Annotated in this window: 19 protein-coding genes and 1 rRNA gene; 10 read left to right on the top strand and 10 right to left on the bottom strand. The window is 72.7% G+C overall.

The features are described from left to right. Positions 1–84: 84 nt before the first annotated feature. Positions 85–453 carry a hypothetical protein gene (locus DEJ43_RS04865; protein WP_202490712.1) on the bottom strand — a complete coding sequence of 123 codons (369 nt, stop codon included), beginning with the start codon at positions 451–453 and terminating at the stop codon, positions 85–87. A 433-nt stretch (positions 454–886) separates the two neighbouring features. On the opposite strand from DEJ43_RS04865, the gene DEJ43_RS04860 reads away from it, so the two are divergent. Genes DEJ43_RS04860 through DEJ43_RS04845 form a run of 4 tightly spaced genes read left to right on the top strand, consistent with a single transcriptional unit; the run spans position 887 to position 5,577 of the window. After that, complete coding sequence (locus DEJ43_RS04860) at positions 887–4,096, top strand: sensor histidine kinase (RefSeq protein ID WP_041663658.1); 3,210 nt, start codon at positions 887–889, stop codon at positions 4,094–4,096. Beyond that, positions 4,093–4,542, top strand: coding sequence for a roadblock/LC7 domain-containing protein (locus DEJ43_RS04855; protein WP_015032196.1), 450 nt, complete (start codon positions 4,093–4,095; stop codon positions 4,540–4,542). The genes DEJ43_RS04860 and DEJ43_RS04855 overlap by 4 nt, the downstream gene beginning before the upstream one ends. 11 nt (positions 4,543–4,553) lie before the next feature. Beyond that, on the top strand, positions 4,554–4,991 hold the full coding sequence (locus tag DEJ43_RS04850; protein ID WP_041662116.1) for a DUF742 domain-containing protein: 438 nt from the start codon (positions 4,554–4,556) through the stop codon (positions 4,989–4,991). Continuing rightward, entirely contained in the window at positions 4,972–5,577 is a 606-nt protein-coding gene (locus tag DEJ43_RS04845; RefSeq protein ID WP_015032194.1) for a GTP-binding protein, read from the top strand. The genes DEJ43_RS04850 and DEJ43_RS04845 overlap by 20 nt, the downstream gene beginning before the upstream one ends. Before the next feature lie 22 nt (positions 5,578–5,599). Here DEJ43_RS04845 and DEJ43_RS04840 read toward each other — a convergent pair whose 3' ends face one another. From DEJ43_RS04840 to DEJ43_RS04830, 3 genes are all read right to left on the bottom strand, one after another. Then, positions 5,600–6,757, bottom strand: coding sequence for a lipid-transfer protein (locus DEJ43_RS04840; RefSeq protein ID WP_041663657.1), 1,158 nt, complete (start codon positions 6,755–6,757; stop codon positions 5,600–5,602). 26 nt (positions 6,758–6,783) lie between these two features. After that, positions 6,784–7,257 (bottom strand): Zn-ribbon domain-containing OB-fold protein, encoded by a 474-nt coding sequence (locus DEJ43_RS04835; RefSeq protein WP_015032192.1) that lies wholly within the window; start codon positions 7,255–7,257, stop codon positions 6,784–6,786. 74 nt (positions 7,258–7,331) lie between these two features. Next, positions 7,332–8,153 (bottom strand): M15 family metallopeptidase, encoded by an 822-nt coding sequence (locus DEJ43_RS04830; protein WP_015032191.1) that lies wholly within the window; start codon positions 8,151–8,153, stop codon positions 7,332–7,334. 59 nt (positions 8,154–8,212) lie between these two features. Here DEJ43_RS04830 and DEJ43_RS04825 point away from each other — a divergent pair, with 59 nt between their 5' ends. Continuing rightward, entirely contained in the window at positions 8,213–8,761 is a 549-nt protein-coding gene (locus DEJ43_RS04825) for an NUDIX domain-containing protein (RefSeq protein WP_233447924.1), read from the top strand. Positions 8,762–8,781: 20 nt separating this feature from the next. Here DEJ43_RS04825 and DEJ43_RS04820 read toward each other — a convergent pair whose 3' ends face one another. Then, positions 8,782–11,145: a glycoside hydrolase family 31 protein gene (locus DEJ43_RS04820; RefSeq protein ID WP_015032189.1), complete on the bottom strand. Its 2,364-nt coding sequence runs from the start codon at positions 11,143–11,145 to the stop codon at positions 8,782–8,784. A gap of 216 nt (positions 11,146–11,361) precedes the next feature. Between DEJ43_RS04820 and DEJ43_RS04815 the strand changes: the two genes are divergently transcribed. Further along, positions 11,362–13,332, top strand: coding sequence for an acetoacetate--CoA ligase (locus tag DEJ43_RS04815; protein WP_015032188.1), 1,971 nt, complete (start codon positions 11,362–11,364; stop codon positions 13,330–13,332). Between the two features lie 54 nt (positions 13,333–13,386). On the opposite strand, the gene DEJ43_RS04810 is transcribed toward DEJ43_RS04815, so the two are convergent. Together DEJ43_RS04810 and DEJ43_RS04805 are read right to left on the bottom strand one after the other, a co-directional pair. Next, positions 13,387–14,469, bottom strand: coding sequence for a CU044_5270 family protein (locus tag DEJ43_RS04810; protein WP_015032187.1), 1,083 nt, complete (start codon positions 14,467–14,469; stop codon positions 13,387–13,389). Further along, complete coding sequence (locus DEJ43_RS04805) at positions 14,466–15,335, bottom strand: RNA polymerase sigma factor (protein WP_106433680.1); 870 nt, start codon at positions 15,333–15,335, stop codon at positions 14,466–14,468. Before DEJ43_RS04805 ends, DEJ43_RS04810 begins: the two co-directional genes overlap by 4 nt. A gap of 132 nt (positions 15,336–15,467) precedes the next feature. On the opposite strand from DEJ43_RS04805, the gene DEJ43_RS04800 reads away from it, so the two are divergent. Further along, positions 15,468–17,102: a hypothetical protein gene (locus tag DEJ43_RS04800; protein ID WP_051026018.1), complete on the top strand. Its 1,635-nt coding sequence runs from the start codon at positions 15,468–15,470 to the stop codon at positions 17,100–17,102. A gap of 130 nt (positions 17,103–17,232) precedes the next feature. Here the strand turns inward: DEJ43_RS04800 and DEJ43_RS04795 are convergent, their stop codons facing one another. Continuing rightward, positions 17,233–18,552, bottom strand: a complete 1,320-nt coding sequence (locus DEJ43_RS04795; RefSeq protein ID WP_015032184.1) for an aminotransferase class I/II-fold pyridoxal phosphate-dependent enzyme — start codon at positions 18,550–18,552, stop codon at positions 17,233–17,235. Between the two features lie 46 nt (positions 18,553–18,598). Here DEJ43_RS04795 and DEJ43_RS04790 point away from each other — a divergent pair, with 46 nt between their 5' ends. Continuing rightward, entirely contained in the window at positions 18,599–19,885 is a 1,287-nt protein-coding gene (locus DEJ43_RS04790; RefSeq protein WP_272482078.1) for an MFS transporter, read from the top strand. Positions 19,886–19,908: 23 nt separating this feature from the next. Then, positions 19,909–20,829, top strand: coding sequence for a hypothetical protein (locus DEJ43_RS04785; protein ID WP_015032182.1), 921 nt, complete (start codon positions 19,909–19,911; stop codon positions 20,827–20,829). Between the two features lie 70 nt (positions 20,830–20,899). On the opposite strand, the gene ptsP is transcribed toward DEJ43_RS04785, so the two are convergent. Together ptsP and DEJ43_RS04775 are read right to left on the bottom strand one after the other, a co-directional pair. After that, entirely contained in the window at positions 20,900–22,570 is a 1,671-nt protein-coding gene (ptsP, locus tag DEJ43_RS04780; RefSeq protein ID WP_015032181.1) for a phosphoenolpyruvate--protein phosphotransferase, read from the bottom strand. 83 nt (positions 22,571–22,653) lie between these two features. Beyond that, positions 22,654–23,103, bottom strand: a complete 450-nt coding sequence (locus DEJ43_RS04775; protein ID WP_015032180.1) for a PTS sugar transporter subunit IIA — start codon at positions 23,101–23,103, stop codon at positions 22,654–22,656. A 681-nt stretch (positions 23,104–23,784) separates the two neighbouring features. Here DEJ43_RS04775 and DEJ43_RS04770 point away from each other — a divergent pair. Then, positions 23,785–25,310, top strand: a 16S ribosomal RNA gene (locus DEJ43_RS04770). Positions 25,311–25,516: the final 206 nt, after the last annotated feature.

Here is a 25,516-nt window from a genome sequence, read left to right as displayed (position 1 = left end):
CGACGAGCGGCCCGGTCCCCAGAACAGGGGACCGGGCCGCTCGTCGTGTTCCCGGGGTCCGGGCCGCTCGTCGTGCTTCCGGGCTCAGGCGGCCTCGGAGAGCGGCGACGTCTCCGCCCGGCTCGCGTCGCGCTTGGCGCGGAGCGGCGGACGCGCCGTGCTGCTCGGCTCGGACACCACGCCGTTGCGCTGGCGCCAGACCTGACGGGTGATCCAGACGTCGAGGACGCTCCAGGTCGCCACCACGGTGAAGACCACCGCGCTGACCGTCACCGGGAACGCCAGCCAGGAGCCCGACACGGTGCAGAAGAACGCCACCACGGCCTGGACGAGCGTCACCGATGTGATCATCACGGCCCGCACGGCGGCGGTCCGCACCGGGTCGGGCATCCGCTGCCGGGCCCGCTCGTCCTCGACCCACAACTGCCGCGCAGACCGCGACTCGTGTTCCATTGCTCTGTCACTCCCCACACCGAACGACTACAGGAGCGGTTGCCCGTCTTGAGGCCCTTTACGCGGACAGAACCCTCCCCGTACCTATTGACGCACGTCACAGGGAAAAGGTTTCGCCCGGCCGACGGCGACGGCAACGCGAGGAGGAGCGGAACGAATAATTCCAGCCATCTCCGCAGACCGGAGAAATGGCGCATCATCAGGTGTCCTGCGCCACAGTGGCCAATCCCAACTCCCTGAATAACAGGACATCTCATGATCAACACTCACTCGACAGGCTGAAAATAGCCCGGACATGCCTTCGGACTGGCCGTGATGCAGTAGTAGGCTCGCGCCGCCGTTTGTTGAATTTCAAGGTTGACGCCGCGTGTTGACGCCGGACGTCACGAACGTGAAGACCCCCGTGGTCACGGGGGCCGAGCTGGGGGAGGCCATGCGCTTTCGCGGGAAGTCCATCCGCCGGAAGATCGTGGCGTTGCTGCTCGTACCGCTCGTCTCCCTCACTGGTCTCTGGGGATTCGCCACGGTGCTGACCGGCCGGGAGGCCGACCAACTCCTCGACGTCGGCTACATCGTCGACAAGGTCGGCTACCCCCTCGAGGACACCGCCCGGGTCATCCAGCTCGAACGCCGCCAGTCCCTCATCTACCTCGCCGACCCCCGGGGCTCCGGCACCCTCGGCGCCCTGCAGGAGACCCGCAGGGCCACCGACCGCCAGATCGCCCGGATCCGCGCCAACGCCACCGACCCCGGCGTACGCGAGGAGATGCGGCCCGTCACCGCCCAGAAGCTCACCTCCCTCCTCGACGCGCTCGAAGGCATCGCCTCGCTGCGCCGCTCCGTGGAGAAACGTGACATCGGCCGGATGCAGGCCCTGGAGTTCTACAACCGGCTCGTCGACCCCTGCTACAGCTTCCTCATCACCCTCCACGCCCTCGAGAACGTGGAGATGGACAAGCAGGGCCGCGCCCTCGTCGGCGTCACCCGCGCACGCGAACTGCTCTCCCGCGAGGACGCCCTCGTCCTCTCCGCGCTCGTCGCCGACCGGGTCACCGCCCAGGAGATACGCGCGATCAGCGACCTCGTCGCCAAGCGCGAGCAGTTCTACGAGGTCAACCTCGAACTCCTGCCCACCGCCGAACGCGACCGCTTCGAGAAGTACTGGACCAGCCCCGACAGCCAGCCGCTGCGCACCGCCGAGAACGCGATCATCGAGGCCGGCCCCACCGACAGCCCCCGCGCCGTCACCGCCGCCTACTGGCAGGACAACGCCAGCCCCGTCCTCGACGACCTGGCCCGCGAGAACACCGCGGCCGGCGACCGCTACCAGGACCGCGTCCAGCCCGCCGCGTACAGCGTCCTCCTCAAGGCGGGCGTCGCCGGAGTCCTCGGCTTCCTCGCCCTGCTCGCCTCGATCGTCATCTCCGTCCGCATCGGCCGCGACCTCGTCCGCGACCTGCGCCGCCTCCAGAAGGAGGCCCAGGAGGTCTCCGGCGTCCGGCTCCCCAGCGTGATGCGCAGGCTCGCCGCGGGCGAACAGGTCGACGTCGGCACCGAGGTGCCCCAGCTGGGATACGGGCAGGACGAGGTCGGCCAGGTCGGCCAGGCCCTCAACACCCTCCAGCGCGCCGCCGTCGAGGCCGCCGTCAAGCAGTCCGAGCTCCGGCGCGGGGTGTCCGAGGTGTTCGTCAACCTCGCCCGCCGCAACCAGGTCCTGCTCCACCGCCAGCTCACCCTCCTCGACACCATGGAACGGCGCACCGAGGACACCGACGAGCTCGCCGACCTCTTCCGGCTCGACCACCTCACCACCCGCATGCGGCGCCACGCCGAGGGCCTCGTCATCCTCTCCGGCGCCGCGCCCTCCCGGCAGTGGCGCAAGCCCGTCCAGCTGATGGACGTCGTCCGCGCCGCCGTCGCCGAGGTCGAGGACTACGAGCGGATCGAGGTCCGCAGGCTCCCGCGCCTCGGCGTCGGCGGCCCCGCCGTCGCGGACCTCACCCACCTCATCGCCGAACTCCTCGAGAACGCCACGGTGTTCTCGCCCCCGCACACCGCCGTCCAGGTCCTCGGCGAGCGCGTCGCCAACGGCTTCACGCTGGAGATCCACGACCGCGGCCTCGGCATGAACCCCGACGCCCTGCTCGACGCCAACCTCCGGCTCGCCGAGACCCCCGAGTTCGAGCTCTCCGACACCGACCGCCTCGGCCTGTTCGTGGTCAGCCGGCTCGCCCAGCGGCAGAACGTCCGCGTCTCGCTCCAGACCTCCCCGTACGGAGGGACCACCGCGGTCGTCTTCATCCCGGCCGCGCTGCTCACCGACGCGCCCGAGACCCAGGGCGCCGGCTTCCGCCTGGACCGGAAGACCCTGGACCGCACGGCCGCGGAGCGCGCCGCCGAGGACCCGGCCGTCGACGGCGGCACGCTGCCCAGCCGTCGCCCGGCCCTCGCCAGGGTCCCGGACGTGACCGAGGCGCCGGGGCCGCTCGACGGTCCCGTCGAGCTCGAAGGACCGGTCGGCGGCGAGGACTTCGACGTGCTCCTCGACCGCTCCGCCGACCTGCTCGACACCGAGAGCGAGCGCGGCGGCCTCTTCCTGCCCCGCGGCCGGCGCCGTGCCGGGCTCGCACCGGCGGGCGAGCAGCACCAGCAGGCCCCGGACCGGACGCACGGCCCCGGCGAGCCGGAGGCGCCCGCCGACGGGGGAGTGCTCGGCCCCGTGCCGCTGCCCCGCCGCCGCCCCACCCCGACCCTGGTCGTGGACCACGGCCGCCGCGTCGACGGCGACCCGGACCGCGGCCGCACCGGCCCGGGGGACCCCGACCGGGGGCGCGCCGGGGAGCGTGACCGCTCCCGCGTCGGCACGGCCGACCTCGACCGCGGCAGCGCCGGCCCCGGCGACCGCTCCCGCGTCGGCACGGCCGACCTGGACCGCGGCAGCGCCGGCCCCGGCGACCGCTCCCGCGTCGGCACGGCCGATCGCGGCCCCGCCGGCACCGGTGACCGCGGCCGCGCCGGTGAGCCGGACCGCGCACGCCGGGGCGACGACCCCGAGCACGGCGCCTCCCTGCCGAACCAGGAGTTCCCCGGCCGTGACGGCTCCCTCCCGGGCCGCTCGTACGCCCTGCCGGACCGCTCGCAGCTCCTCCCCGGCCCCGACCAGCCGCTGACCGGCCGGGCGCACCCGGCCCCCGGCCGGGTGGCCGACGGCCCGGGCCACGACCCGCACGGCGCAGGCCGGGACGGCCGGCCGGTGCCCGCCAGGGGAACCGGCCCCACCCTCGTCCCCGTACCGCCGGAGGGCCCCGTGCCGCCGGGGGGTTCCGTACCGCCGCAGGGTCCCGTGCCGGCGGACGGCCCCGAGCCGTTCGGCGGGCTGCCCCGGCGCGTCCGCCAGGCAAGCCTCGCGCCCCAGCTGCGCGCCACCGACGGCCCGGCCGACCGGGGCTCGGGCGGCCGCTCCGACGCCCGTACGAGCGGCGCCGCCACGCCCGCGGACCCCGACTCCTTCGAGCGGGACGCCGAGGAGGTACGCGCCCGCATGGCCGCCATGCAGCGCGGCTGGCAGCGCGGGCGTCGCCACAACAGCGACCCCGACGACCCGACAGCACCAGGAACGACACCCGAGGGGGACGGTCGATGACCGCACCGAACGCCGCAGCACCCAGCACCACCTCCGGACACGGCCAGGGAAACGGCGAACTGAACTGGCTCCTCGACGAGCTCGTCCAGCGCGTCGCGTCCATCCGCAAGGCCCTGGTGCTCTCCAGCGACGGACTCCCGACCGGTGCCTCCCAGGACCTGACCCGCGAGGACGGCGAGCACCTGGCCGCCGTGGCCTCCGGGTTCCACAGCCTCGCCAAGGGCGTCGGCCGGCACTTCGAGGCCGGCAAGGTCCGCCAGACGGTCGTCGAACTGGAGGACGCCTTCCTGTTCGTCACCGCCGCCGGTGACGGCAGCTGCCTCGCCGTGCTCGCCGACGCGGACTCCGACGTCGGCCAGGTCGCCTACGAGATGACGCTGATGGTGAAGCGGGTCGGGGCCCACCTCGCGACGGCGCCCCGGACCGGTCTGCCCGCGGGAGGGTGAGTGGGGACGGCATGAGTGACGCAGTCGAGCGCGACCAGCTGAACCCCCAGGATCAGGGCGGCCCCGCCCCGGGCCACCACCACTGGTTCGACGACGAGGCCGGACCGGTGGTCCGTCCGTACGCGATGACCCGCGGCCGGACGAGCGCCGCCACCCGCCACCGGCTCGACCTGATCGCGCTGGTCGTGCCCGAGCCCGCCGCCGACGACCCCGGCCGGGACCAAACGCTCTCCCCCGAGCACGTGGAGATCGTCGAACGCTGCGCCGAGCAGCCCCAGTCGATCGCCGAGCTCGCCGCAGGACTCGACCTCCCCGTCGGGGTGGTCCGGGTGCTCGTCGGCGACCTCGTCGAGGACGAACTCGTCCATGTGACCCGCCCCGTTCCGCCGGCCGAGCTGCCGGACGTGAGCATTCTCCGCGAGGTGATCAATGGCCTTCGGGCGCTCTAGCCGCAAGAAGCCGTACGTCGAGCCGGTGACCCTGAAGATCCTCGTCGCGGGCGGGTTCGGGGTCGGCAAGACGACGCTGGTGGGCGCGGTCAGCGAGATCCGGCCGCTGCGGACCGAGGAGATCCTGAGCGAGGCGGGGCGTCCCGTCGACGACCTGCACGGGGTCGAGACCAAGACGACCACCACCGTCGCCATGGACTTCGGCCGGATCACCCTCCGCGAGGACCTCGTCCTGTACCTGTTCGGCACCCCCGGCCAGGACCGCTTCTGGTTCCTCTGGGACGAGCTGGCGCAGGGCGCCCTCGGCGCGGTCGTCCTGGCGGACACCCGCCGCCTGGAGGACAGCTTCGCGGCCATCGACTACTTCGAGCGGCGCGGCATCCCGTTCACGGTGGCGGTCAACTGCTTCGAGGGCGCCCGGCGGTTCCCCGCCGAGAGCGTGCGCGGGGCGCTCGACCTCGATCCCGAGGTGGAGCTGCTGATGTGCGACGCCCGGGACCGCGAGTCCGTGAAGAACGTCCTGGTGGCCGTCGTCGAGCACGCCCTGGTCCTGGCGGACCGGACCCACGCGACGGCCGCCCCCTGATATCCCGCCCGCCGAGCCCGTCTCAGCGGACCGCCACCACCGCCGACCCGTGCCCGAACAGGCCCTGGTTGGCGGTGATGCCGGCGCGTGCCCCCGGCACCTGCCGGTCGCCCGCCGTGCCCCGCAGCTGCCAGGTCAGCTCGCAGACCTGCGCGATCGCCTGGGCGGGCACCGCCTCCCCGAAGGAGGCGAGTCCGCCGCTGGTGTTGACGGGCAGCCGGCCGCCGAGCGCGGTCGCCCCCTCCCGGAGCAGCTTGGCGCCCTCGCCCGCCGCGCACAGCCCGATGTCCTCGTACCACTCCAGTTCCAGGGCGGTGGACAGGTCGTACACCTCCGCCAGGGACAGGTCCTCGGGGCCGAGCCCCGCCTCCTCGTAGGCGGCGCGCGCGATGGAGGCGCGGAAGCCGTGCGGAGGGGGCGGGAGCGCCACCGCCGAGTCCGTCGCGATGTCGGGCAGGTCGAGCACCGTCTTGGGGTACGTGGGGGAGACCGTCGACACGGCCCGGACCCGCACGGGATCGGGGTGCCCGTGGCGGCGCGCGAACTCCATGCTGGACAGCACGAGCGCGGCGCCGCCGTCCGAGGTGGCGCAGATGTCGAGGAGCCGCAGCGGATCGGCGACGACGGCGGAGGCCGCGACCTCGTCGGCGCTCACCCGCGCGCGGTAGCGGGCCAGCGGATTGAGCGCGCCGGCCGCCGCGTTCTTCACCTTCACCTGGGCGAAGTCCTCGGGGGTGTCCCCGTACAGGGCCATCCGGCGGCGCGCGTAGAGCGCGAAGTACGCGGGGTTGGTGGCCCCGAGGACCCGGAAGCGCAGCCAGTCCGGGTCGTCGGGTCGCTCGCCGCCGGCCGGGGCGAGGAAGCCCTTGGGCGTCGCGTCCGCGCCGACGACCAGGACGACGTCCGCGAGGCCGGCCAGGATCTGGGTCCTGGCGGTCCCGATGGCCTGGGCGCCCGAGGCGCAGGCGGCGTACACGCTGGTGACGCGTGCCCCCTGCCACCCGAGGGCCTGGGCGAAGGTCGCCCCGGCCACGTATCCCGGGTATCCGCAGCGCATGGTGTTGGCGCCGACGACGGAGCCGACGTCCGTCCAGTCCAGACCCGCGTCGGCGAGGGCGGCGCGGGCGGCGGCCGTTCCGTAACGGACGAAGCTCCGCCCCCACTTGCCCCAGGGGTGCATCCCGGCCCCGAGGACGGCGATGTCGTTCACGACCGCTCCTCCCGCTCGCGCGGCGTCACCGGCCGCCAGTTCCAGGTGGTCCAGATGTGCTCGTCGTCCTCGTTGAGGACGCCGGGGACGAGTTCGACCTCCGTCCCGATGTCCAGATCCGCGGGGGTCACCCCGGGCGCGGCCTGCCCGAGGACCACCATCGCCTCGGCCGCCAGCTCGACGGCCACGAGGGTGTACGGCTCCCAGGGCGCGTCCGGATCGGAGACGTAGGGGGCGGGCGGGCGGTAGCGCCCGTCGGTGTACGACCAGACCCGGCCGCGCGGCGAGAGCGGGACCTCGGTGAGTTCGCCGCCACCGGGGCAGCGCGGGTTGCGGCAGCCGTCGTCGGCGCGCGGGAAGAAGACCGACGCGCAGGCGGTGCACCGGGTGCCGAGCAGCCGGAACTCCGCCTCCGGTACGCGGTCGTCGGTGAACCACCCGGTCACCACCGGTCTGCGCGTCCGTGCCATCGGGACCTCCCGTGCCCACCCTGATCTGACGAACCGTCAGGAGTGTGGCACGGGGGAACCGGCGCACGGAAGACTCAGTGCCCGGCCACCGACCGCCGCGCCACCGGGAAGTCGAAGAACGTGCTCGGGAACGGCTCCGGCTTGAACGTGAAGTGCCACCACTCCTCCGGCAGGTTCACGAACCCCTGCTCGACGAGCGCGCCCTTCAACAGCTGCCGGTTGGCCCGCTGCTCGCCCTGGATCCGCGGGTCGTCCGTGTGCGAGAGCGTGTCGAAGCAGTCGTACCCGGTCCCCATGTCCACGGAGTTGTCCGGGAACCGCTCCGCCCTGGGGGCGTAGCACTCCGTCAGCTCCTCGCCCGGCACGTACGCGCGCGTGGGCACGGCCGGCAGCCGCACGATCGTCAGATCCACGGTCGAGCCCCGGCTGTGCCCGGACTTCTCCGCGATGTAACCGTCCGCGAACAGCCTCGACTTGTCGACGAGCGGATAGAACTCCCCCTTCATGCGCTCGTCCTCCAGGTCCTTCGCCCAGCGCACGAAGTGGTCGACCGCCCGCTGCGGCCGGTAGCAGTCGTACACCTTCAGCGTGTAGCCCCGGGCGAGCAGCCGGAGCTGCGCCCGGTGCAGCGCCTCGGCGGCGGGCCGGGTCAGGATGCAGAGCGGCTGCCGGTAGCCGTCCACCGGCTCGCCCACGAAGTTGTGCGGCGTCGAGTAGCGCATCTCCTGGACGATCGTCCGGTCCACGGAGCCGAGCGCCACGAACTCCCGTGGCGCCTTCGGCTCGGGCGCGGCCGAGGCCGGGGGAGCGGGGGCGGCGACGGCGCCCGTGACGGCGAGCAGCCCGGCCGCGGCCGCGACGACGAGGGTACGGAAAGCGGAACCAAGTCCTGTCATGCGCACCCGTCTACCAGTTCCGGCAGCGCCGGGAAAGGGTGATCGCATACGGTCGGGCCGTGAAGGACTCCCACGCCACCGCGCGCCCGGCGTACCACTGCACCGCGTGCGGCGCCGCCCATCCCGCCGAGGCCGGCTGGCCCCGCACCTGCCCGGCCTGCGGCCACACCGCCTACCGCAACCCGCTGCCCGTCGCCGTCGCCCTGCTCCCCGTCACGGACGGGACGGGCACGGGCCTCGTCGTCATCACCCGCACCATCGAGCCCGCGGCGGGCAGGGTCGCCCTGCCGGGCGGCTTCATCGACCACGGCGAGGACTGGCGCGCAGCCGTCGCCCGCGAGCTGCGCGAGGAGACCGGCATCGTCGCGGCTGCCGAGGAGGTGGCCCTCGCCGACGCGATGAGCTCCCCGGCCGGCCACCTCCTCCTCTTCGGCCTGCTCCCGCCCCGCCCGGTCACCGCACTCCCGCCCTCGACCCCGACGGACGAGACCAACGGCCACCACGTGCTCCACGCACCCGGGGAACTGGCCTTCCCGCTCCACACGACGGCGGTACGCAAGTGGTTCGCGGGGGAGTACGGCCAAGGCCCCGGCGCCGGGGAAGCCTGAGCGCGAGGGGCCCCACGGGTTCACCGTCCCCGCACCCGCACCGGCAGCCCCGTCGCCTCCACCCCCTCGTCCGTCACCCGCTCCACGACCACCCGCCCGTCCACCAGCCGCGACTGGTAGCGCTCGATCTCGGCCGGCTCCCAGCCGTCCCCGGTGTCCCGTACGACGAGCCCGCCGCCCGTCCGCCCGGCGGCGGGCGCCCACACCTCCAGGGCCAGCTCGCCGTCCTCGCCGCGCACCGGCAGCACCGCTCCGGCCCGCGCCAGGACCGGCACGCGGGAGAGCGGCGCGTCGAGCAGCACCTGGCCGGGACCCTCGTACGCCTGCCCCGTCGCCGTGTCGTACCAGCGCCCGCGCGGCAGCCGTACCGCACGCCGGTCGGCGCCCCGGCTCAGGACCGGCGCGACGAGCAGCGCGTCGCCGAGCAGGAACGCGTCCTCGCAGTCCCGCAGCACCCGGTCCTCGGGCGTCCCCCACCAGAGCGGCCGCACGTACGGCGCGCCGGTCATCCGGGCGAGCCGGGCCAGTGTCGTGAAGTACGGGCGCAGCCGCTCCCGTTCGGCCAGTGCCACGCGCGCGTGCTCCAGGACCTCGGGACCGAACTCCCACGGTTCGCGCCGCCCCGCGTCGATCGCCGCGTGCGTGCGGAACAGCGGCAGCCACGCCCCCAGTTGGTACCAGCGCAGGAACAGCTCGGGCGTCGGGCTGCCGTCGAAACCGCCCACGTCCGGGCCCGAGTACGGCACGCCGCACAGTCCGAGCCCGAGGACCAGGGCGAGCGAGGCCCGCAGCCCCGGCCACCCCGTGGAGACGTCGCCGGACCAGGTGCCCCCGTACCGCTGCATGCCCGCCCAGCCCGAACGCGAGAAGAGGAAGGGCCGTTCGTCGGGCCGCAGGCGGCGCAGGCCCTCGTACCCGGACCGCGCCATGGTGAGCCCGTACACGTTGTGCGCCTCGCGGTGGTCACCGCCGCGCCCGTCCAGGTCGTGCCGGGCCGAGCGCGGCAGCGTCATGTCGCCGAAGGCCGCGAAGGACACCGGTTCGTTCATGTCGTGCCACACCCCGGCGAAGCCCTGCCGGAGCCGCTCCTCGTACAGCTCGCCCCACCACTCCCGTACGGCGGGGTCGGTGAAGTCCGGATAGGCGCACTCGCCCGGCCACACCTCCCCGTGGACCTCGTCGCCGCGCGCGTCCCTGACGAAGGCCCCGGCCGCCCGCCCGCTGTCGTAGACCGCGTTTCCGGGCTCCGCCTTCACCGCCGGGTCCACGATGGACACCAGCCGCACGCCCTGTTCCCGCAGCTCCTTCGCGAGCCCCGGAAGGTCGGGGAACCGCTCCTGGTCGACGGTGAAGACCCGGTGGCCGTCGTAGTGGTCGATGTCCAGGTGGACCGCGGACAGCGGCAGCCCCCGCTCCTGGTAGCCGGCCACGACCCGGCGCACCTCCCGCTCGCTGCCGAAGCCCCAGCGCGCGTGCTGCGGCCCGAGCGCCCAGGCCGGCGGCAGCGCGGGGGCGCCCGTCAGGGCCGCCCAGCCGTGCAGCACGCGCGCGGGGGTGCCGACGACCACCCAGCAGCGCAGCGGCCCGCCGCCCATGCGGACCTCGCAGGTCCCCGGCCGGTCGTGCCCCGACCCGGCGCCCTCCTCGCCCTCGGCGAGGGTGACCCGGCCGTCCCAGGAGTTGTCGTGAAAGGCCAGGTGCGTCCCGGCGTCGGAGACGACGAACTGCACCGGCATGGTCACGTAGAGCGGATCGTCCCCGGGACCGAAGCTGCCCTTCGGGTCGGTGTTCCAGAGCCGGTACGAGCCGTCCCGGAGCCGCGGCCCGGCCGACCGCCCGCCGAGCCCGAAGAACCGCGCGTCCGCCGGCACCTCACTCCGCTGCACCCACCGGGCCGAGTCCCCCTTCGCACCCGCCTCCGCCACCGGCTCCCACCAGCGTGGCGGCAGGTCACGGCGGAGCATCACGCCTCCCGGCGTCCGGATCTCCACGGCCCCGTGCCGGGAGACCGCCACCGTCACCCGCTCCGAGACGATCCGCCAGCCGCCGTCCGTGTCCGGCTCCAGGGTGGCCCGCAGGTCCGGCTCGGGCGCCTCACCGGCCAGGGCGTACGACGGAAGCGGCTCGGCGCCGTCCCAGCCCCAGAACACGGTGCCGCCCGACGACACGCCGATCCGCAGCGACGACCGGGCGAACCGGATGGTCCCGCCACCGGGCGCGGCCTCCGCGCCCGTCGCGAGCCCGGGCACCCGGGCCCGCTCCGCGCCCCTCGGCGGCAGCCCCCACGCGTCCGTACGGCGCTGCCGCCACGCCGCCCGCACCGTCCGCAATCCCCGCACCGAGCCGAACACCTTCATCGAACGCAGCAGTTCACGACCGTCCATGCAGCTCAGACTGCCATCCGCCCGGGGCGGAACAGGCTCCGTTCAACTGGCGTTCACCCGTGGTGGGAGCACATATTCAACTCCCTGACCATGGGCGGGCAGCCCTGGTGCGAAAGACGATCACATGGCATCGTCCTGTCAGCCGCGTCACGCGCACACCCCAGCACGTGCGCGGGACACACGCCGACCCCGCGTAACAGCCAGGGAGCCGCCCCAATGACATCAGCGCAGACCGAGCCGCTCTGGCAGCCGGACGAGGAACGCATCGCCACGGCCGCCGTCACCCGATTCCAGGCCTGGGCCGCCGAACACCACGGAGCCCCGGCCGAAGGCGGGTACCCGGCGCTCCACCGCTGGTCGGTCGACGAGCTCGAAGCCTTCTGGCAGGCGGTCGTCGAGTGGTTCGACATCCGCTTCTCCACCCCGTACGAGCGCGTCCTCGGCGACCGGTCCATGCCCGGCGCCGACTGGTTCCCCGGGGCCACCCTCAACTACGCCGAGCACGCCCTGCGCGCCGCCGACGAGCGCCCCCATGACACGGCCCTGCTCCATGTGGACGAAACACATGACCCGGTGCCGACCACCTGGGGTGAACTCCGCCGCCAGGTCGGCTCCCTCGCCGCCGAACTCCGCGCCCTCGGCGTCCGGCCGGGCGACCGCGTCAGCGGCTACCTGCCCAACGTCCCGCAGTCCGTCGTGGCGCTCCTCGCGACCGCGGCCGTCGGCGGCGTGTGGACCTCCTGCGCCCCGGACTTCGGCGCCCGCAGCGTCCTCGACCGCTTCCAGCAGGTCGAGCCGGTCGTCCTCTTCACCGTCGACGGCTACCGCTACGGCGGCAAGGAGCACGACCGCCGCGACACCGTCGCCGAACTGCGCGCCGAGCTTCCCACCCTCCGCGCGGTCGTCCACGTCCCGCTGCTCGGCACCCCGGCCCCCGAGGGCACCCTCGCCTGGGACGACCTCGTCGCCGCCGACGTCGAGCCGGTCTACGAGCAGGTCCCGTTCTCGCACCCGCTGTGGGTCCTGTACTCCTCCGGCACGACGGGCCTGCCGAAGGCGATCGTCCAGTCCCAGGGCGGCATCCTCGTCGAGCACGTCAAGCAGCTGGGCCTGCACTGCGACCTGGGCCCCGACGACGTGTTCTTCTGGTACACCTCCACCGGCTGGATGATGTGGAACTTCCTCGTCTCCGGCCTGCTCACCGGCACCACCGTCGTCCTGTACGACGGCAGCCCCGGCTACCCCGACACCGCCGCCCAGTGGCGCGTCGCCGAGCGCACCGGCGCCACCCTCTACGGCACCTCCGCCGCGTACGTGATGGCCTGCGCCAAGGCGGACGTGCACCCCGGCCGCGACTTCGACCTCTCGGCCGTGAAGTGCGTGGCCACCACCGGCTCCCCGCTGCCCCCCGACGGGTTCCGCTGGCTGCACGACGAGGTCCGCGAGAACCTCTGGATCGCCTCCGTCAGCGGCGGCACCGACGTCTGCTCCTGCTTCGCGGGCGCCGTCCCCACCCTGCCGGTCCACATCGGCGAGCTCCAGGCCGCGGGCCTCGGCACGGACCTCCAGGCCTGGGACCCCTCCGGCAAGCCCGTGATCGGCGAGGTCGGCGAGCTGGTCGTCACCAACCCGATGCCGTCCATGCCGATCCACTTCTGGAACGACCCCGACGGCAGCCGGTACCGCGACAGCTACTTCGAGATGTTCCCGGGGGTCTGGCGGCACGGCGACTGGATCACGATCACCGACCACGGTTCGGTCGTCATCCACGGCCGCTCGGACTCCACCCTGAACCGGCAGGGCGTGCGGATGGGAAGCGCCGATATCTATGAGGCCGTCGAGCGGCTCCCGGAGATCCGCGAGTCCCTCGTCATCGGCCTGGAGGAGCCGGACGGCGGCTACTGGATGCCGCTCTTCGTCCACCTCGTGGAGGGCGCCACCCTCGACGAGGAGCTGATCGCCCGCATCAAGGGGACCATCCGCACCGAACTGTCCCCGCGCCACGTCCCCGACGAGATCATCGAGGTCCCGGGCGTCCCGCACACCCTGACGGGCAAGCGCATCGAGGTCCCGGTCAAGCGGCTCCTCCAGGGCACGCCGCTCGCCAAGGCCGTGAACGCCGGCTCCGTCGACGACCTCGGCCTGCTGCACTTCTACGAGACCCTGGCGGCCGCCCGCCGGGGCTGACCCGGCGCACGCGAGGGGAGCCCCAGCCGCACGGCCGGGGCACCCCTTTTCCTCTCACGCCCCCGGCACCACCCCGGGAGCGCCGGCGGCCGCCTTGGCGAGCACGGCCGAGACCCCGAGCACGGTGCCAGCCGGCCCGGCGGACGTCGCCCCGACGACGACCGTGCGCTCCCCGAGGAACGCCGAGGTCGTCCGGTCGAAGATCCACTGGGTCTGCTCGCCGTGCGCGGTACGGGCCACGGCGACGCCCTCCCGGCCCGCCGCGTCCTTCGCGGACGGCAGCACGGTCACTCCGGGGATCCGGGCCGCCGCCTCGTACAGCGCGGCGGTGACCTTCGGGGGAGCCCAGGTCTCCGCGAGCAGCGTCCCGATCGCCGTGAACGCCCGCTGGTCCGGATCGCCCGCCGACCGGCCCGTCTGGTCACGGATCAACCGCAACAGCGCCTCGGGGTCCGTCGGAAGCGTCGCCACGTACGCGTGCGTCGGGTTGGTGACGGAGGGCGGCTCCGCCCGGACGGTCGTCCGCCGGGGCGTGGCCCCCCGGTGGTCCAGTTCGTACACGGGCAGCGGCGCGCCCAGCGGGCTGTCGGCCGTGCCGGGTTCGCGCAGCAGCCCGGGGCGGCTGCCGTCGGCCGACAGCCACACCTCGCGCGCGTGCGCCTCCGGCAGTCGCGCGGCCCCGCCGGAGGCGTCCCGCCCGGCGTGCGCGACGAGGCTCCTGACGTAGACGTACCCGTCGGGCCGGACGTTCGGCGCGGGAGCGGCGGCCGCGGCGAACGCGGCCCGGGACAGCACCTGTACGGCCTCGGGCGAGGCCTGCTGACCGGCCGAGATCCGGCTCGGCGACCCGGGCGGCGCGTCCTGGGGGGCGAGTACGACGGCACCGGCCACGACCGCGCAGGCGGTCAGCGGCGCCGCGATCCAGCCGGCCCGGAACCCGCGACGGGCCGGCCGGGCCGCGGGCCCGCCGCCGGCGGCGAGCGCGGTCCGCAGCACGGTGTGCCGCAACTCCCGGTCCCGCTCAGGGTCGGGTCCTGGCACGGGCGGCGGGGGCAGCAGCTCGGCGAGCTCGGCTGTCAGCAGTGCGTCCGCGTGGGCCCGGTCGGGGCGCGGCGTACGGGGGGTGGAGGCGTTCATGCCTGGTTCTCCGGATTCGATCGGGCCACAAGGGCGGGACGGACGACACACCGGCCACGACCGGCATCAAAGGGAGGGGGACCCGCCTCCCCACCGACGCCGGAACCGGCACTGACCCCCGGGCCGCCGTCACCCACGGGACCACGCCCGGCGACGCCCACGGGGCCGCGCTCGGCGGCGCGGACGGTTTCCGCGGCTTCCGCCGCAGGGCCGGCCACCCTGCCCGCGCCGCCCACCCCGGTCCTCGTCCGGTCCGCAGGCGTGGGCGCCGTGCGGCTCGCCCCGGGCGCCGTCCGGACCGCCGTGGCCGCCGCGCGTTCCTGCCTCCGGGCCGCCCGCAGTTCGGCGTCGGCGAGCTTCCGGAGGCGTTCGCGGGCCCGGGACAGCCGGGACCGTACCGTTCCGACCGGAATCCCCAGCGCCTCCCCGGCGGCGGCGTAGTCGAGCCCGGCCCACACCACGAGCGTGAAGACCTCCCGCTCACGCCGCCGGAGCTTGCCGAGGGCGGCGCGGGCCGCCCGTATCTGCTCGCCGTCCGTCATCCGGGTGAGGACGTCGTCGGCGAAGTCGGGCAGGACGCCGCGCTCCGGCAGCCGGGCGAGGGCGGCGTCCCGCCGCCGGGCCTCCCGCGCGGCGCCGCGCATGATGTTGGTCGCGATGCCGAGCAGCCAGGGCCGCAGACTGCCGCCCTCGGCGTGCACCTTCCCGCGACAGCGCCAGGCTTCGAGGAACACGGCGGAGACGACGTCCTCGGCCGCCGTCCGGTCGCCGCACACCCGGTAGGCGTAGTGGTGGAGCACGCGCGCGTGCTCGTCGTACGCCTCGCCGAGCGCGGAGGGGTCCCCGGCGCGGAAACGATCTCTCATAGGTGATTGCACATCTGGCACTGGGCGGTGGTTCGTCCGGGTTCCCGTGACCCGCGCCACACCTCCCGGCAACCCCGTCCCGATGTGGTCCAGGTCACGGGAACGCCCGGCCCGCCGCGCGCAGTGCTGGGCATGAACGATTCATCGACACCCCACCCGACCGCCGGCCCGACGAACACCGGCACCGGCACCTCCCGCCCGGCCCGCCGGACGCTCCTGCGCGCCCTGGCCCTGGCCGGCGTCGTGGCGGGCACCTCCCTCTCCGCCCTGCCCCCGGTGGCGACCGCGTCCGCCGCGGCTCCGGAGACGTACACGCTGACGATCCGCCACCTCGACCGCGCCGGAACCGCCACCGGCGGCTACCGGACGAACGTCACCGGGATCTCGGGGCCCGGCGCCGAAGCCTCCGCCTCGCCCTACGACGCCTCCGGCACGGTCACCGTCCGGCTGCCCAAGGGCCGTTACCTGCTCGACTCCACCCTGAACGGAGCGGACGCGGCCGCCGGAACGGACTGGATCGTCCAGCCCCGACTGGACCTGGACCACGACATGTCGGTCACCGTCGACGCCCGGACGACCGCGCCGGTGGACGTCCGCCCGCCGGATTCCGGCGCCCGGTACCTGCACAGCATGGCGTTCGTCGAGGCCACCCACGAGGGCACGACACGCTCCGCGAACATCATGATGTCGAGCGCCGGCCTGCGCGTGGCCCACCTCGGCCCCAGCGCCGAGTCCGGCTCCGTCAAGGAGTGGATCGACACCTACTGGTCCGGCGCCCGCGCCGACTACGCGCTCGGCTACACCTTCACCTCCGCGCGTGCCCTGACCGGCCTGGTCCGCCACCCCGCCGCCGCGAGCCTCGCCACCGTCAAGGTCCGCGGCGCCGCCCCGGGAGGCGCGGCCGGCACCGGCTTCGTGGACATCCAGCCCAGCGCCGGGCCCACCGTCGGTCTCGTCCAGCCCCTCCCGCTGCCCGGCACGGCGACCTTCCTGGTGACCCCGGAACGAGGCCGCTGGGACGTCGGATACGCGGGCCCCGCCGCCCCCGACACCCCGCCCAACCGCTACGCGGCGAACGACTTCGCGGTCCGCGCGGGTGCCACCACCACCCACACCTTCGACAACGCCGTCTTCGGCCCCGCCCTCGACCAGGCGCCCGGCGCCCGGCCCGCCGCGGTCCGCGACGGCGACACCCTCTCCGTCGACGTTCCGCTGCTCGCCGACGGCGAGGGCCACGTGCCGTCCGCCCCGCGCTTCCACGGCGCCACCACCACCCTCCACCGCGACGGCGTCCTCGTCGGCACCCGGCAGGGCGAGCCCGGCCGGGCCGCGTTCACCACCACGCCCGGGCGCGCCGCGTACCGGCTGACCGCCACCGCGGCCCGCGGCGACGGCACTCCGGCGAGCGGCCGCGTCACCGCCTCCTGGACGTTCACCTCGGCCGCGGCGCCCCGCCCGGCCGCGCTGCCGCTCAGCACCGTCCGCTTCGCCCCCGCCCTGGACCTCGACGGCACCGCCCCGGCGGGAGCCCTGGTCCGGGTTCCGGTCACCGTCCAGGGCGAGGCCGCCAGGACCGGCGTCCGGTCGCTCGCCGTGTCGATGTCGGCCGACGGCGGCGCCACCTGGACGCGCGTCCCCGTGACCGACGGCCGGGCCGGCTTCCGTAACCCGGGCCCGGGCGGCACGGTCTCCCTCCGCGCCGAACTCACCGACACCGAGGGCAACACCCTCACGCAGACCCAGACGCACGCCTACCGGACCCGCTGAGCCGGCGGCCTGACCGACGACTCGGCCACGCGGCCGACGACCCGATCAGCGCCCCGACCGACGACGCCCGGCGACACCGAACGCTCCGGGGAGGACACACCCTCCCCGGAGCGTTCGCGCGTCCCCCCCCTCAACCCCCGTACGTCGCCTGCCCGTCACCGAGGACCTCGGCGAAGTCCGCGGCCAGGCGCGGCGCGTCGCCCGGTGCCAGCGTCGCCGTGGTGATCCGTACGGCGGGCGGCGCCGCGATTCGGAACCGTGCCCCGGCGGCCACCCACCAGCCGTGCGTCCGCAGCCCGTTGACGATCGCCGACTCGTCGCGCACCGGCACCCACACGTTGAGACCGCTCGCCCCGACCGCCCGGATCCGGTACGCCCCGAGCGCCCCGATGAGGGCCGCGCGCCGTTCCGAGTACACCGCTTCCCCGGCCGCCACGAGCGCGCGGACCTCCGCGTCGCCGAACAGATCGGCCACCATCTCCTGGAGCACATGGCTGACCCAGCCCGAGGTCATCAGCATCCGTCCGTCGTGCCGCGCGAGGGTCACCGCGTCGCAGGCGACCCCGGCCCATCGCAGGTCGATCCCGAGGTGCTTCGACGCGGTCCTGACCTGCGCCCACCGGTCGAGCCCGGCGGCCGCGAGGGTGTGTGCCGCCGCCCCGCCGACCTCCGCGTTGTGATCGTCCTCGACGACCAGCACCTCGGGGAACTCCCGGAGCACCGCGACCAGTTCGTCCCGCCGCCGCCGGGTGAAGAAGGCCCCGGTCGGGCACTGGCCGCGGGGACTGCACACGACCGCGCGCACCCCGCCGCGCAACGCCGTCCGCAGCGACTCCGGTACGAGTCCCTCGTCGTCCACGGTCACCGGGACCGTCCGGAGGCCCAGCGCGGGCACCAGGTCGAGCAGATGGTGGAAACCGGGATCCTCCACGGCCACCGCGTCCCCCGGCCGCAGCTCCGTGGAGAGGAGCCGGGCGATGCAGTCGAGCGCCCCGTGCGCGAACGTCACGTGCCGCGCGGGCACCCCGTCCCGCTCGAACCACCGCCGGGTCGCCTCTTCGAGCGCCGCCAGGCGCGGCGCCGCGCGATGGGACCCGTACACCGGGGTGACCGCCGCCGGGGGACGCAGTACGGGGAGGAAGGCCGGGTCCGGATGGCCGCCGGCCAGGTCCGTGAGCCCTTCGGGGACGCGCGGCGGCCGCCGTGAGGCCACGGACGGCACCTCGGCGACGACGGTCCCGCCGCGGCCCCGCGTGACGATCAGGCCCCGCTGCCGCAGTTCCTTGTACGCCGTCGCGACCGTCCCGGGGCTCACCCCCAGATCGTCCGCGAGCCGGCGTACGGGAGGCAGGGCGTCGCCCGGGGCGAGTCCACCCTCGGTCACGCCCCGCTCTACGGACGCGGCAATCCCCTTGGCCGTCGTGCCCTCGATCGCATATTGTGCTGCCACGTAATCAAGTATGTATCAATACAAAGCAGTTCGCAAGGGGGACCCGTTGAGCCGCACCGCCCGATCCGCCCGAAAAACCCTCGAAGACCGCATCCCCGGAGGCCCCGACGGCCGCCGCATGCTCCTCATCGGCTTCATCGACAAATGCGGCACCGGCCTCTGGGCCACGGCCACGGCCCTCTACTTCACCTTCGTCACCGGCCTCGACCTCGGACAGGTCGGCCTCCTCCTCGCCGTCTCGGGAGCGGCGGGCATCGCGGGCGCACCCCTCGGCGGCCGCCTCGCCGACCGCTTCCCCCTCGTCCGCGTCCTCATCGGCAGCCAACTCCTGCGCGCCGCCGCCCTCCTCGCCCTCCTCACCACCGACGACTACCTGCTACTCGTCCTCTTCTCGGCCGTCGGCGCCCTGCCCGACCGCGCCACCAACGTCCTCACCAAGCTCTACGCGGCCCGGGTCGCCGGCCCCGACCGCATCCGCTACCAGGCCATCAACCGCACCACCTCCAACATCGGCTGGACCCTCGGCGGCCTCGGCGCCGCGGCCGCCCTCGCCGTCGGCACCACCACCGCCTTCCACCTCCTCCTCATCGGCGACGCCCTCTCGTACGTCGTGATCGCGGCCCTCACCCTCCGCTGCGCCGAACCCCCGGCCCCCGCCACCTCCCGGATCGCCGCCGCGTCCACCGACCCCGCCCCCACGGCCAAACCCTCCAACCCCTGGCGCGACCGGAGCTTCCTCGGCTTCACCGCGGCCGACTCGGTCTTCTTCCTCCACGACTCGGTCCTCCAGGTCGCCCTCCCGCTCTGGATCGTCCACGCCACCGACGCCCCCGTCGGCCTCGCCCCGCTCCTGATGGTCGCCAACAGCGCCCTCGTCGTGCTCTTCCAGGTGCCGCTCGCGCGCTTCGGCACCTCCACCGAGGCCGCCCGCCGCCTGCTCGTCCCCCTCGCGGGGCTCTTCGCCGTCGGCACGCTCGCCCTCGCCGTCTCCGCTCTCGGCGGCCGGACCCTCGCCATCGCCGCGCTGATCACCACGGCCGTCGCCCTCACCTTCGCCGAGATGATCCACACCATCGCCTCCTGGGAGATCTCCGTCGCCCTCGCCCCCGACGACGCCCAGGGTGCCTATCTCGGAGTCCACGGCCTGGCCCAGTCCACCCAGCGCTTCGTCGGCCCCCTCCTCATGACCGGCCTCGTCTCCGCCGGCCCCCTGGCCTGGCCCGTCCTGGGCGCCGTCCTCGTCGCCACCACCGCCGCCCAGAACCGGCTCGTCCTCCGACGCCTCCCCGAACCGTCACTGTCAGTGGCGAAGGTTACGGTGAGTGAGCACTGATCGGAGCGTCACCAGGGGGAGACATGACACGCACCGGAACCACCCAGACCCACCTCCGCCGCGCCCTGCGCCGCGAAGTCCCCAGCACCGTCGGCCTCCTCGCCGACGAGCACGACTTCACGGCCATGCGCCGCTACCGCACCTTCGCCTTCGACGACCACCCCACCTACCTCCGGCAGGTCGAGGCACTCCTGCGCACCCTCGCCACCCAGGGCGGCCACACCACCGTCACCCTCTTCGACCCCGAGGAGTACGCGGCCTACTGCGCCGAGACCGCCCTCGACCCCGACCACCCCACCAGCCGCAGCCGGTTCACCGCCCACCTGGGCGCCACCGGCGCCCGGGTCACCTACACCGGGCAGCCCCTCAGCAGCCTCCTGCCCGAGCTCGTCGACACCGCCGTCCGCCACGCCACCTGGGAGTACGCCACCACCGTCCTCGCCACCGCCGGAGACTGCGCCACCTGCGGCAAGGACATCGGCAAGGCCGCCTTCGAGCGGGCCGCCCGCCTCCTCCACCGCCTCCTCGACGCCGCCGGCCCCGGCACCCACCACCTCGTCTGCAGCGTCTCCGCCGCCGACGACCAACTCGTCGCCGCCCTCCACACCCACGCCCCCACCCGACCCGACGCGGGCACCGCCCCCTACGCCGCCGCCGACGACGCGACCGCGGCCGAGTTCACCGCCGTCCTCGCCGCCGGCATCGCCCTCCGCGCACCCGGCGGACTCGTCCTGCGCACCAGCACCCCCGGCGACCGCGACCGCCTCCACGGCTGGCGCCTCACCGGCGACACCCTCACCCCCCTCACCGAGGCCGAGGTCTTCGCCGCCTACTGCACCGACGCCCGCACCGGAGAACCGCTCTCCCCGGAACCGGGCGTCGACCACCGGGCCGGCTTCCCCCTCGCCCCCGACCCCGCCGAGGACGAGACCGGCCACCACTGACCCCGGAAGCGCCGAAGGGGCTCCCCGCCACCTCGGTGACGGAAAGCCCCTTCGTCGCACACCCCGGGAACTACTCCCCGGACAGCACCGCCTGCGCGGCCACGCGCGCCTCGTGCGCCGTGTCCGCCGCACGCGCCGCGGCGGCGGCCCGCTCACACTGCGCCAGCGTGTACTTGGCCAGCGTCGCCCGCACATAAGGAATCGAAGCGGCACCCATGGAGAGAGAGGTGACACCCAGACCCGTCAGCACACAGGCGAGCAGCGGATCGGCCGCGGCCTCACCACAGACACCACAGCTCTTGCCCTCGGCCTTGGCCGCCTCGGCGGACAGCGCCACCAGGTCGAGCAGCGCCGGCTGCCACGGGTCCTGGAGCCGCGACACCGCACCGACCTGACGGTCGGCCGCGAAGGTGTACTGCGCCAGGTCGTTGGTGCCCAGCGACAGGAACTCCACCTCCTGCAGGATCGAGCGCGCCCGCAGCGCCGCCGAGGGAATCTCGACCATCGCACCGAACTTCGCCCGCAGCCCCGCCTCACGGCACGCGTCGGCGAAGGCCTTCGCGTCCGTACGGTCGGCCACCATCGGCGCCATGACCTCGAGGTACACCGGCAGCCCCTCGGCCGCCTTCGCCAGCGCGGTCAGCTGCGTCCGCAGCACCTCCGGGTGGTCGAGCAGTGAGCGCAGACCCCGGACACCGAGCGCCGGGTTCGGCTCGTCCACCGGCGTCAGGAAGTCCAGCGGCTTGTCGGCACCGGCGTCGAGCACCCGCACGACCACCCGGCCCTCCGGGAACGCCTCGAGCACCTTGCGGTACGCCTCGATCTGCTTCTCCTCGGACGGAGCGTTCTTGCTGTCGTCCAGGAAGAGGAACTCCGTACGGAACAGACCGACGCCCTCGGCACCGGCCTCCACCGCCGCCGGCACGTCCGAGGGACCACCGACGTTGGCGAGCAGCGGCACCTTGTGACCGTCCGAGGTCGCGCCCGGACCGCTGGACGTCGCGAGCGCGGCCTTGCGCGCCGCGGCGGCCGCGGTCAGCTCCGCCTTCTTCTCCTCGCTCGGGTCCACGAAGAGCTCGCCGGTCGAACCGTCGACCGCGATCATCGTGCCCTCGGCGAGCTCACCCGCACCCGGCAGCGCCACGATGGCCGGTACACCCAGCGCCCGCGCGAGAATCGCGCTGTGGCTGGTCGGCCCGCCCTCCTCGGTCACGAACCCGAGCACCAGCGCCGGGTCGAGCAGCGCCGTGTCGGCGGGCGCCAGGTCCCGGGCGATCAGCACGTACGGCTCGTCGCTGTCCGGCACACCCGGCATCGGCACACCGAGCAGCCGCGCCACGATCCGGTTCCGCACGTCGTCGAGGTCGGCGACCCGCCCCGCCATGTACTCACCGGCACCCGCGAGCAGTTCGCGGTAGTGCGAGAAGGCGTCGTAGATACCGCGCTCCGCCGTGCTGCCCACGGCGATCCGGCGGTCCACATCGGCGATGAGCTCCGGGTCCTGGGCGATCATCGCCTGGGCCTCCAGCACGTGCTGCGCCTCACCGCCGGCCAGGTTGCCGCGCGCGTTGAGGTCGGCGGCGACAGCCTCGACGGCCTGACGGGCGCGCCCCTGTTCGCGCTCCGCCTCGTCCGCCGGAATCTGCTTGGCCGGCGGCTCGAGAACCGCCGTGCCCATGTGCCGGACCTCGCCGATCGCCACACCGTGGCTGACGCCGACGCCTCGCAGCGTTGTCTCCATCTCACCCGTCTCCGATAGAGCGACGGCCTCTGCCGCCGCGTTGAATGTCGAACCCGCGGTCGTCGTCACGAGGACGGACCGGCTCAGTGCCAGCCGAAGAGCTGGTCGCCGGCCTTCACGTCCTGGTCGACGGCGACGTCGGAGAGCGAGTCCGAGGTGGCCTCCAGGGCCACGATGGGGCAGATGGGGGACTTGCCGGCGGCCTCGACCGCGGAGGGGTCCCAGCGCACGACGGGCTGGTTGCGCTGGACGGTGTCGCCCTTCTTGACGAGGAGCTCGAAGCCCTCGCCGTTCAGCTGGACGGTGTCGATGCCGAGGTGGGTGAGCACACCGTGTCCCTCGCTGTCGACGACGACGAAGGCGTGCGGGTGCATGGAGACGACGACCCCGTCGATGGGGGACACCGCCTCCGAGGGCTCACGCACGGGATCGATGGCGGTACCGGGACCGACCATCGCACCGGAGAAGACCGGGTCGGGAACTGCGGCGAGACCGATGGCGCGTCCAGCAAGCGGCGACGTCACGGTTGTCATGGGAAGCCTCCCAGGGGCGGAGATTGTGTGGCGCCGTCACTACCTGTCCTGGACGGCGTACTGTTCAGAAGCGTATGTCATAGGAAGTCCCGGTTCCGCACGAGACGTACCAGTTGGGCGGAGCTAGGGACTACCGGCAACGATTTGCCTCTACTGACGGTGGGATGTACTGTCGTACTCCTGCCTGACCCCAACGCGGCCTTGAGTCGCGGGTCGGCAGCACCTATCAAGCCAGATCCTAACCCCAGTGGTCTACACCTCTGCATGCTCGCAGGGACGTGGTCGGGGGGACCGAGAAAGCCTGGTAGTGTTCAACCCCGCCGGGAACGGAAAGCACGAAAGTGAATTCCAGACCCCGCAGCCCACTCCAGCGGGTGGCAGAAACGGAAAATCGGATCTGCTAAGCTGGAAACACGAAACACCGAAGGGAAGCCCGGAGGAAAGCCCGAGAGGGTGAGTACAAAGGAAGCGTCCGTTCCTTGAGAACTCAACAGCGTGCCAAAAATCAACGCCAGATTAGTTGATACCCCGTCCATCTTCGGATGGCGAGGTTCCTTTGAAAGTCCTGCCGGCCCTTGTGGCGGGTAGGCAACATACACAGCGAGGACGCTGTGGACAGTCGGCCCTATTCCGGCCTGACTGTCCCGCTCAACGCGAGTGTCACCCGATTACGGGTAAACATTCACGGAGAGTTTGATCCTGGCTCAGGACGAACGCTGGCGGCGTGCTTAACACATGCAAGTCGAACGATGAAGCCCTTCGGGGTGGATTAGTGGCGAACGGGTGAGTAACACGTGGGCAATCTGCCCTTCACTCTGGGACAAGCCCTGGAAACGGGGTCTAATACCGGATAACACCGGCTTCCGCATGGGAGCTGGTTGAAAGCTCCGGCGGTGAAGGATGAGCCCGCGGCCTATCAGCTTGTTGGTGGGGTAATGGCCTACCAAGGCGACGACGGGTAGCCGGCCTGAGAGGGCGACCGGCCACACTGGGACTGAGACACGGCCCAGACTCCTACGGGAGGCAGCAGTGGGGAATATTGCACAATGGGCGAAAGCCTGATGCAGCGACGCCGCGTGAGGGATGACGGCCTTCGGGTTGTAAACCTCTTTCAGCAGGGAAGAAGCGAAAGTGACGGTACCTGCAGAAGAAGCGCCGGCTAACTACGTGCCAGCAGCCGCGGTAATACGTAGGGCGCAAGCGTTGTCCGGAATTATTGGGCGTAAAGAGCTCGTAGGCGGCTTGTCACGTCGGGTGTGAAAGCCCGGGGCTTAACCCCGGGTCTGCATCCGATACGGGCAGGCTAGAGTGTGGTAGGGGAGATCGGAATTCCTGGTGTAGCGGTGAAATGCGCAGATATCAGGAGGAACACCGGTGGCGAAGGCGGATCTCTGGGCCATTACTGACGCTGAGGAGCGAAAGCGTGGGGAGCGAACAGGATTAGATACCCTGGTAGTCCACGCCGTAAACGTTGGGAACTAGGTGTTGGCGACATTCCACGTCGTCGGTGCCGCAGCTAACGCATTAAGTTCCCCGCCTGGGGAGTACGGCCGCAAGGCTAAAACTCAAAGGAATTGACGGGGGCCCGCACAAGCAGCGGAGCATGTGGCTTAATTCGACGCAACGCGAAGAACCTTACCAAGGCTTGACATATACCGGAAAGCATTAGAGATAGTGCCCCCCTTGTGGTCGGTATACAGGTGGTGCATGGCTGTCGTCAGCTCGTGTCGTGAGATGTTGGGTTAAGTCCCGCAACGAGCGCAACCCTTGTCCTGTGTTGCCAGCATGCCCTTCGGGGTGATGGGGACTCACAGGAGACCGCCGGGGTCAACTCGGAGGAAGGTGGGGACGACGTCAAGTCATCATGCCCCTTATGTCTTGGGCTGCACACGTGCTACAATGGCCGGTACAAAGAGCTGCGATGCCGTGAGGCGGAGCGAATCTCAAAAAGCCGGTCTCAGTTCGGATTGGGGTCTGCAACTCGACCCCATGAAGTCGGAGTTGCTAGTAATCGCAGATCAGCATTGCTGCGGTGAATACGTTCCCGGGCCTTGTACACACCGCCCGTCACGTCACGAAAGTCGGTAACACCCGAAGCCGGTGGCCCAACCCCTTGTGGGAGGGAGCTGTCGAAGGTGGGACTGGCGATTGGGACGAAGTCGTAACAAGGTAGCCGTACCGGAAGGTGCGGCTGGATCACCTCCTTTCTAAGGAGCACAGTACCGATTGCAGGCAAACGTTCTGCACGGTCAGCTCATGGGTGGAACGTTGATTAGTTGGCACGATCTTGAGGATCACTTCACCAGTACTGCTTCGGCGTGGAACGTGACGATGAACCAAAAGATCGTGCTTGGCACGTTGTTGGGTGTCTGAGGGTACGGCCGTAAGGTTTGTATCTTCGCGATGCCGGCCC

It is taken from the genome of Streptomyces venezuelae ATCC 10712 (genome assembly GCF_008639165.1).
Lineage (GTDB): Bacteria > Actinomycetota > Actinomycetes > Streptomycetales > Streptomycetaceae > Streptomyces > Streptomyces venezuelae.
The sequence above is the reverse complement of the archived record's forward strand: the minus strand, read 5'-3'. Positions and strand labels throughout refer to the sequence as shown.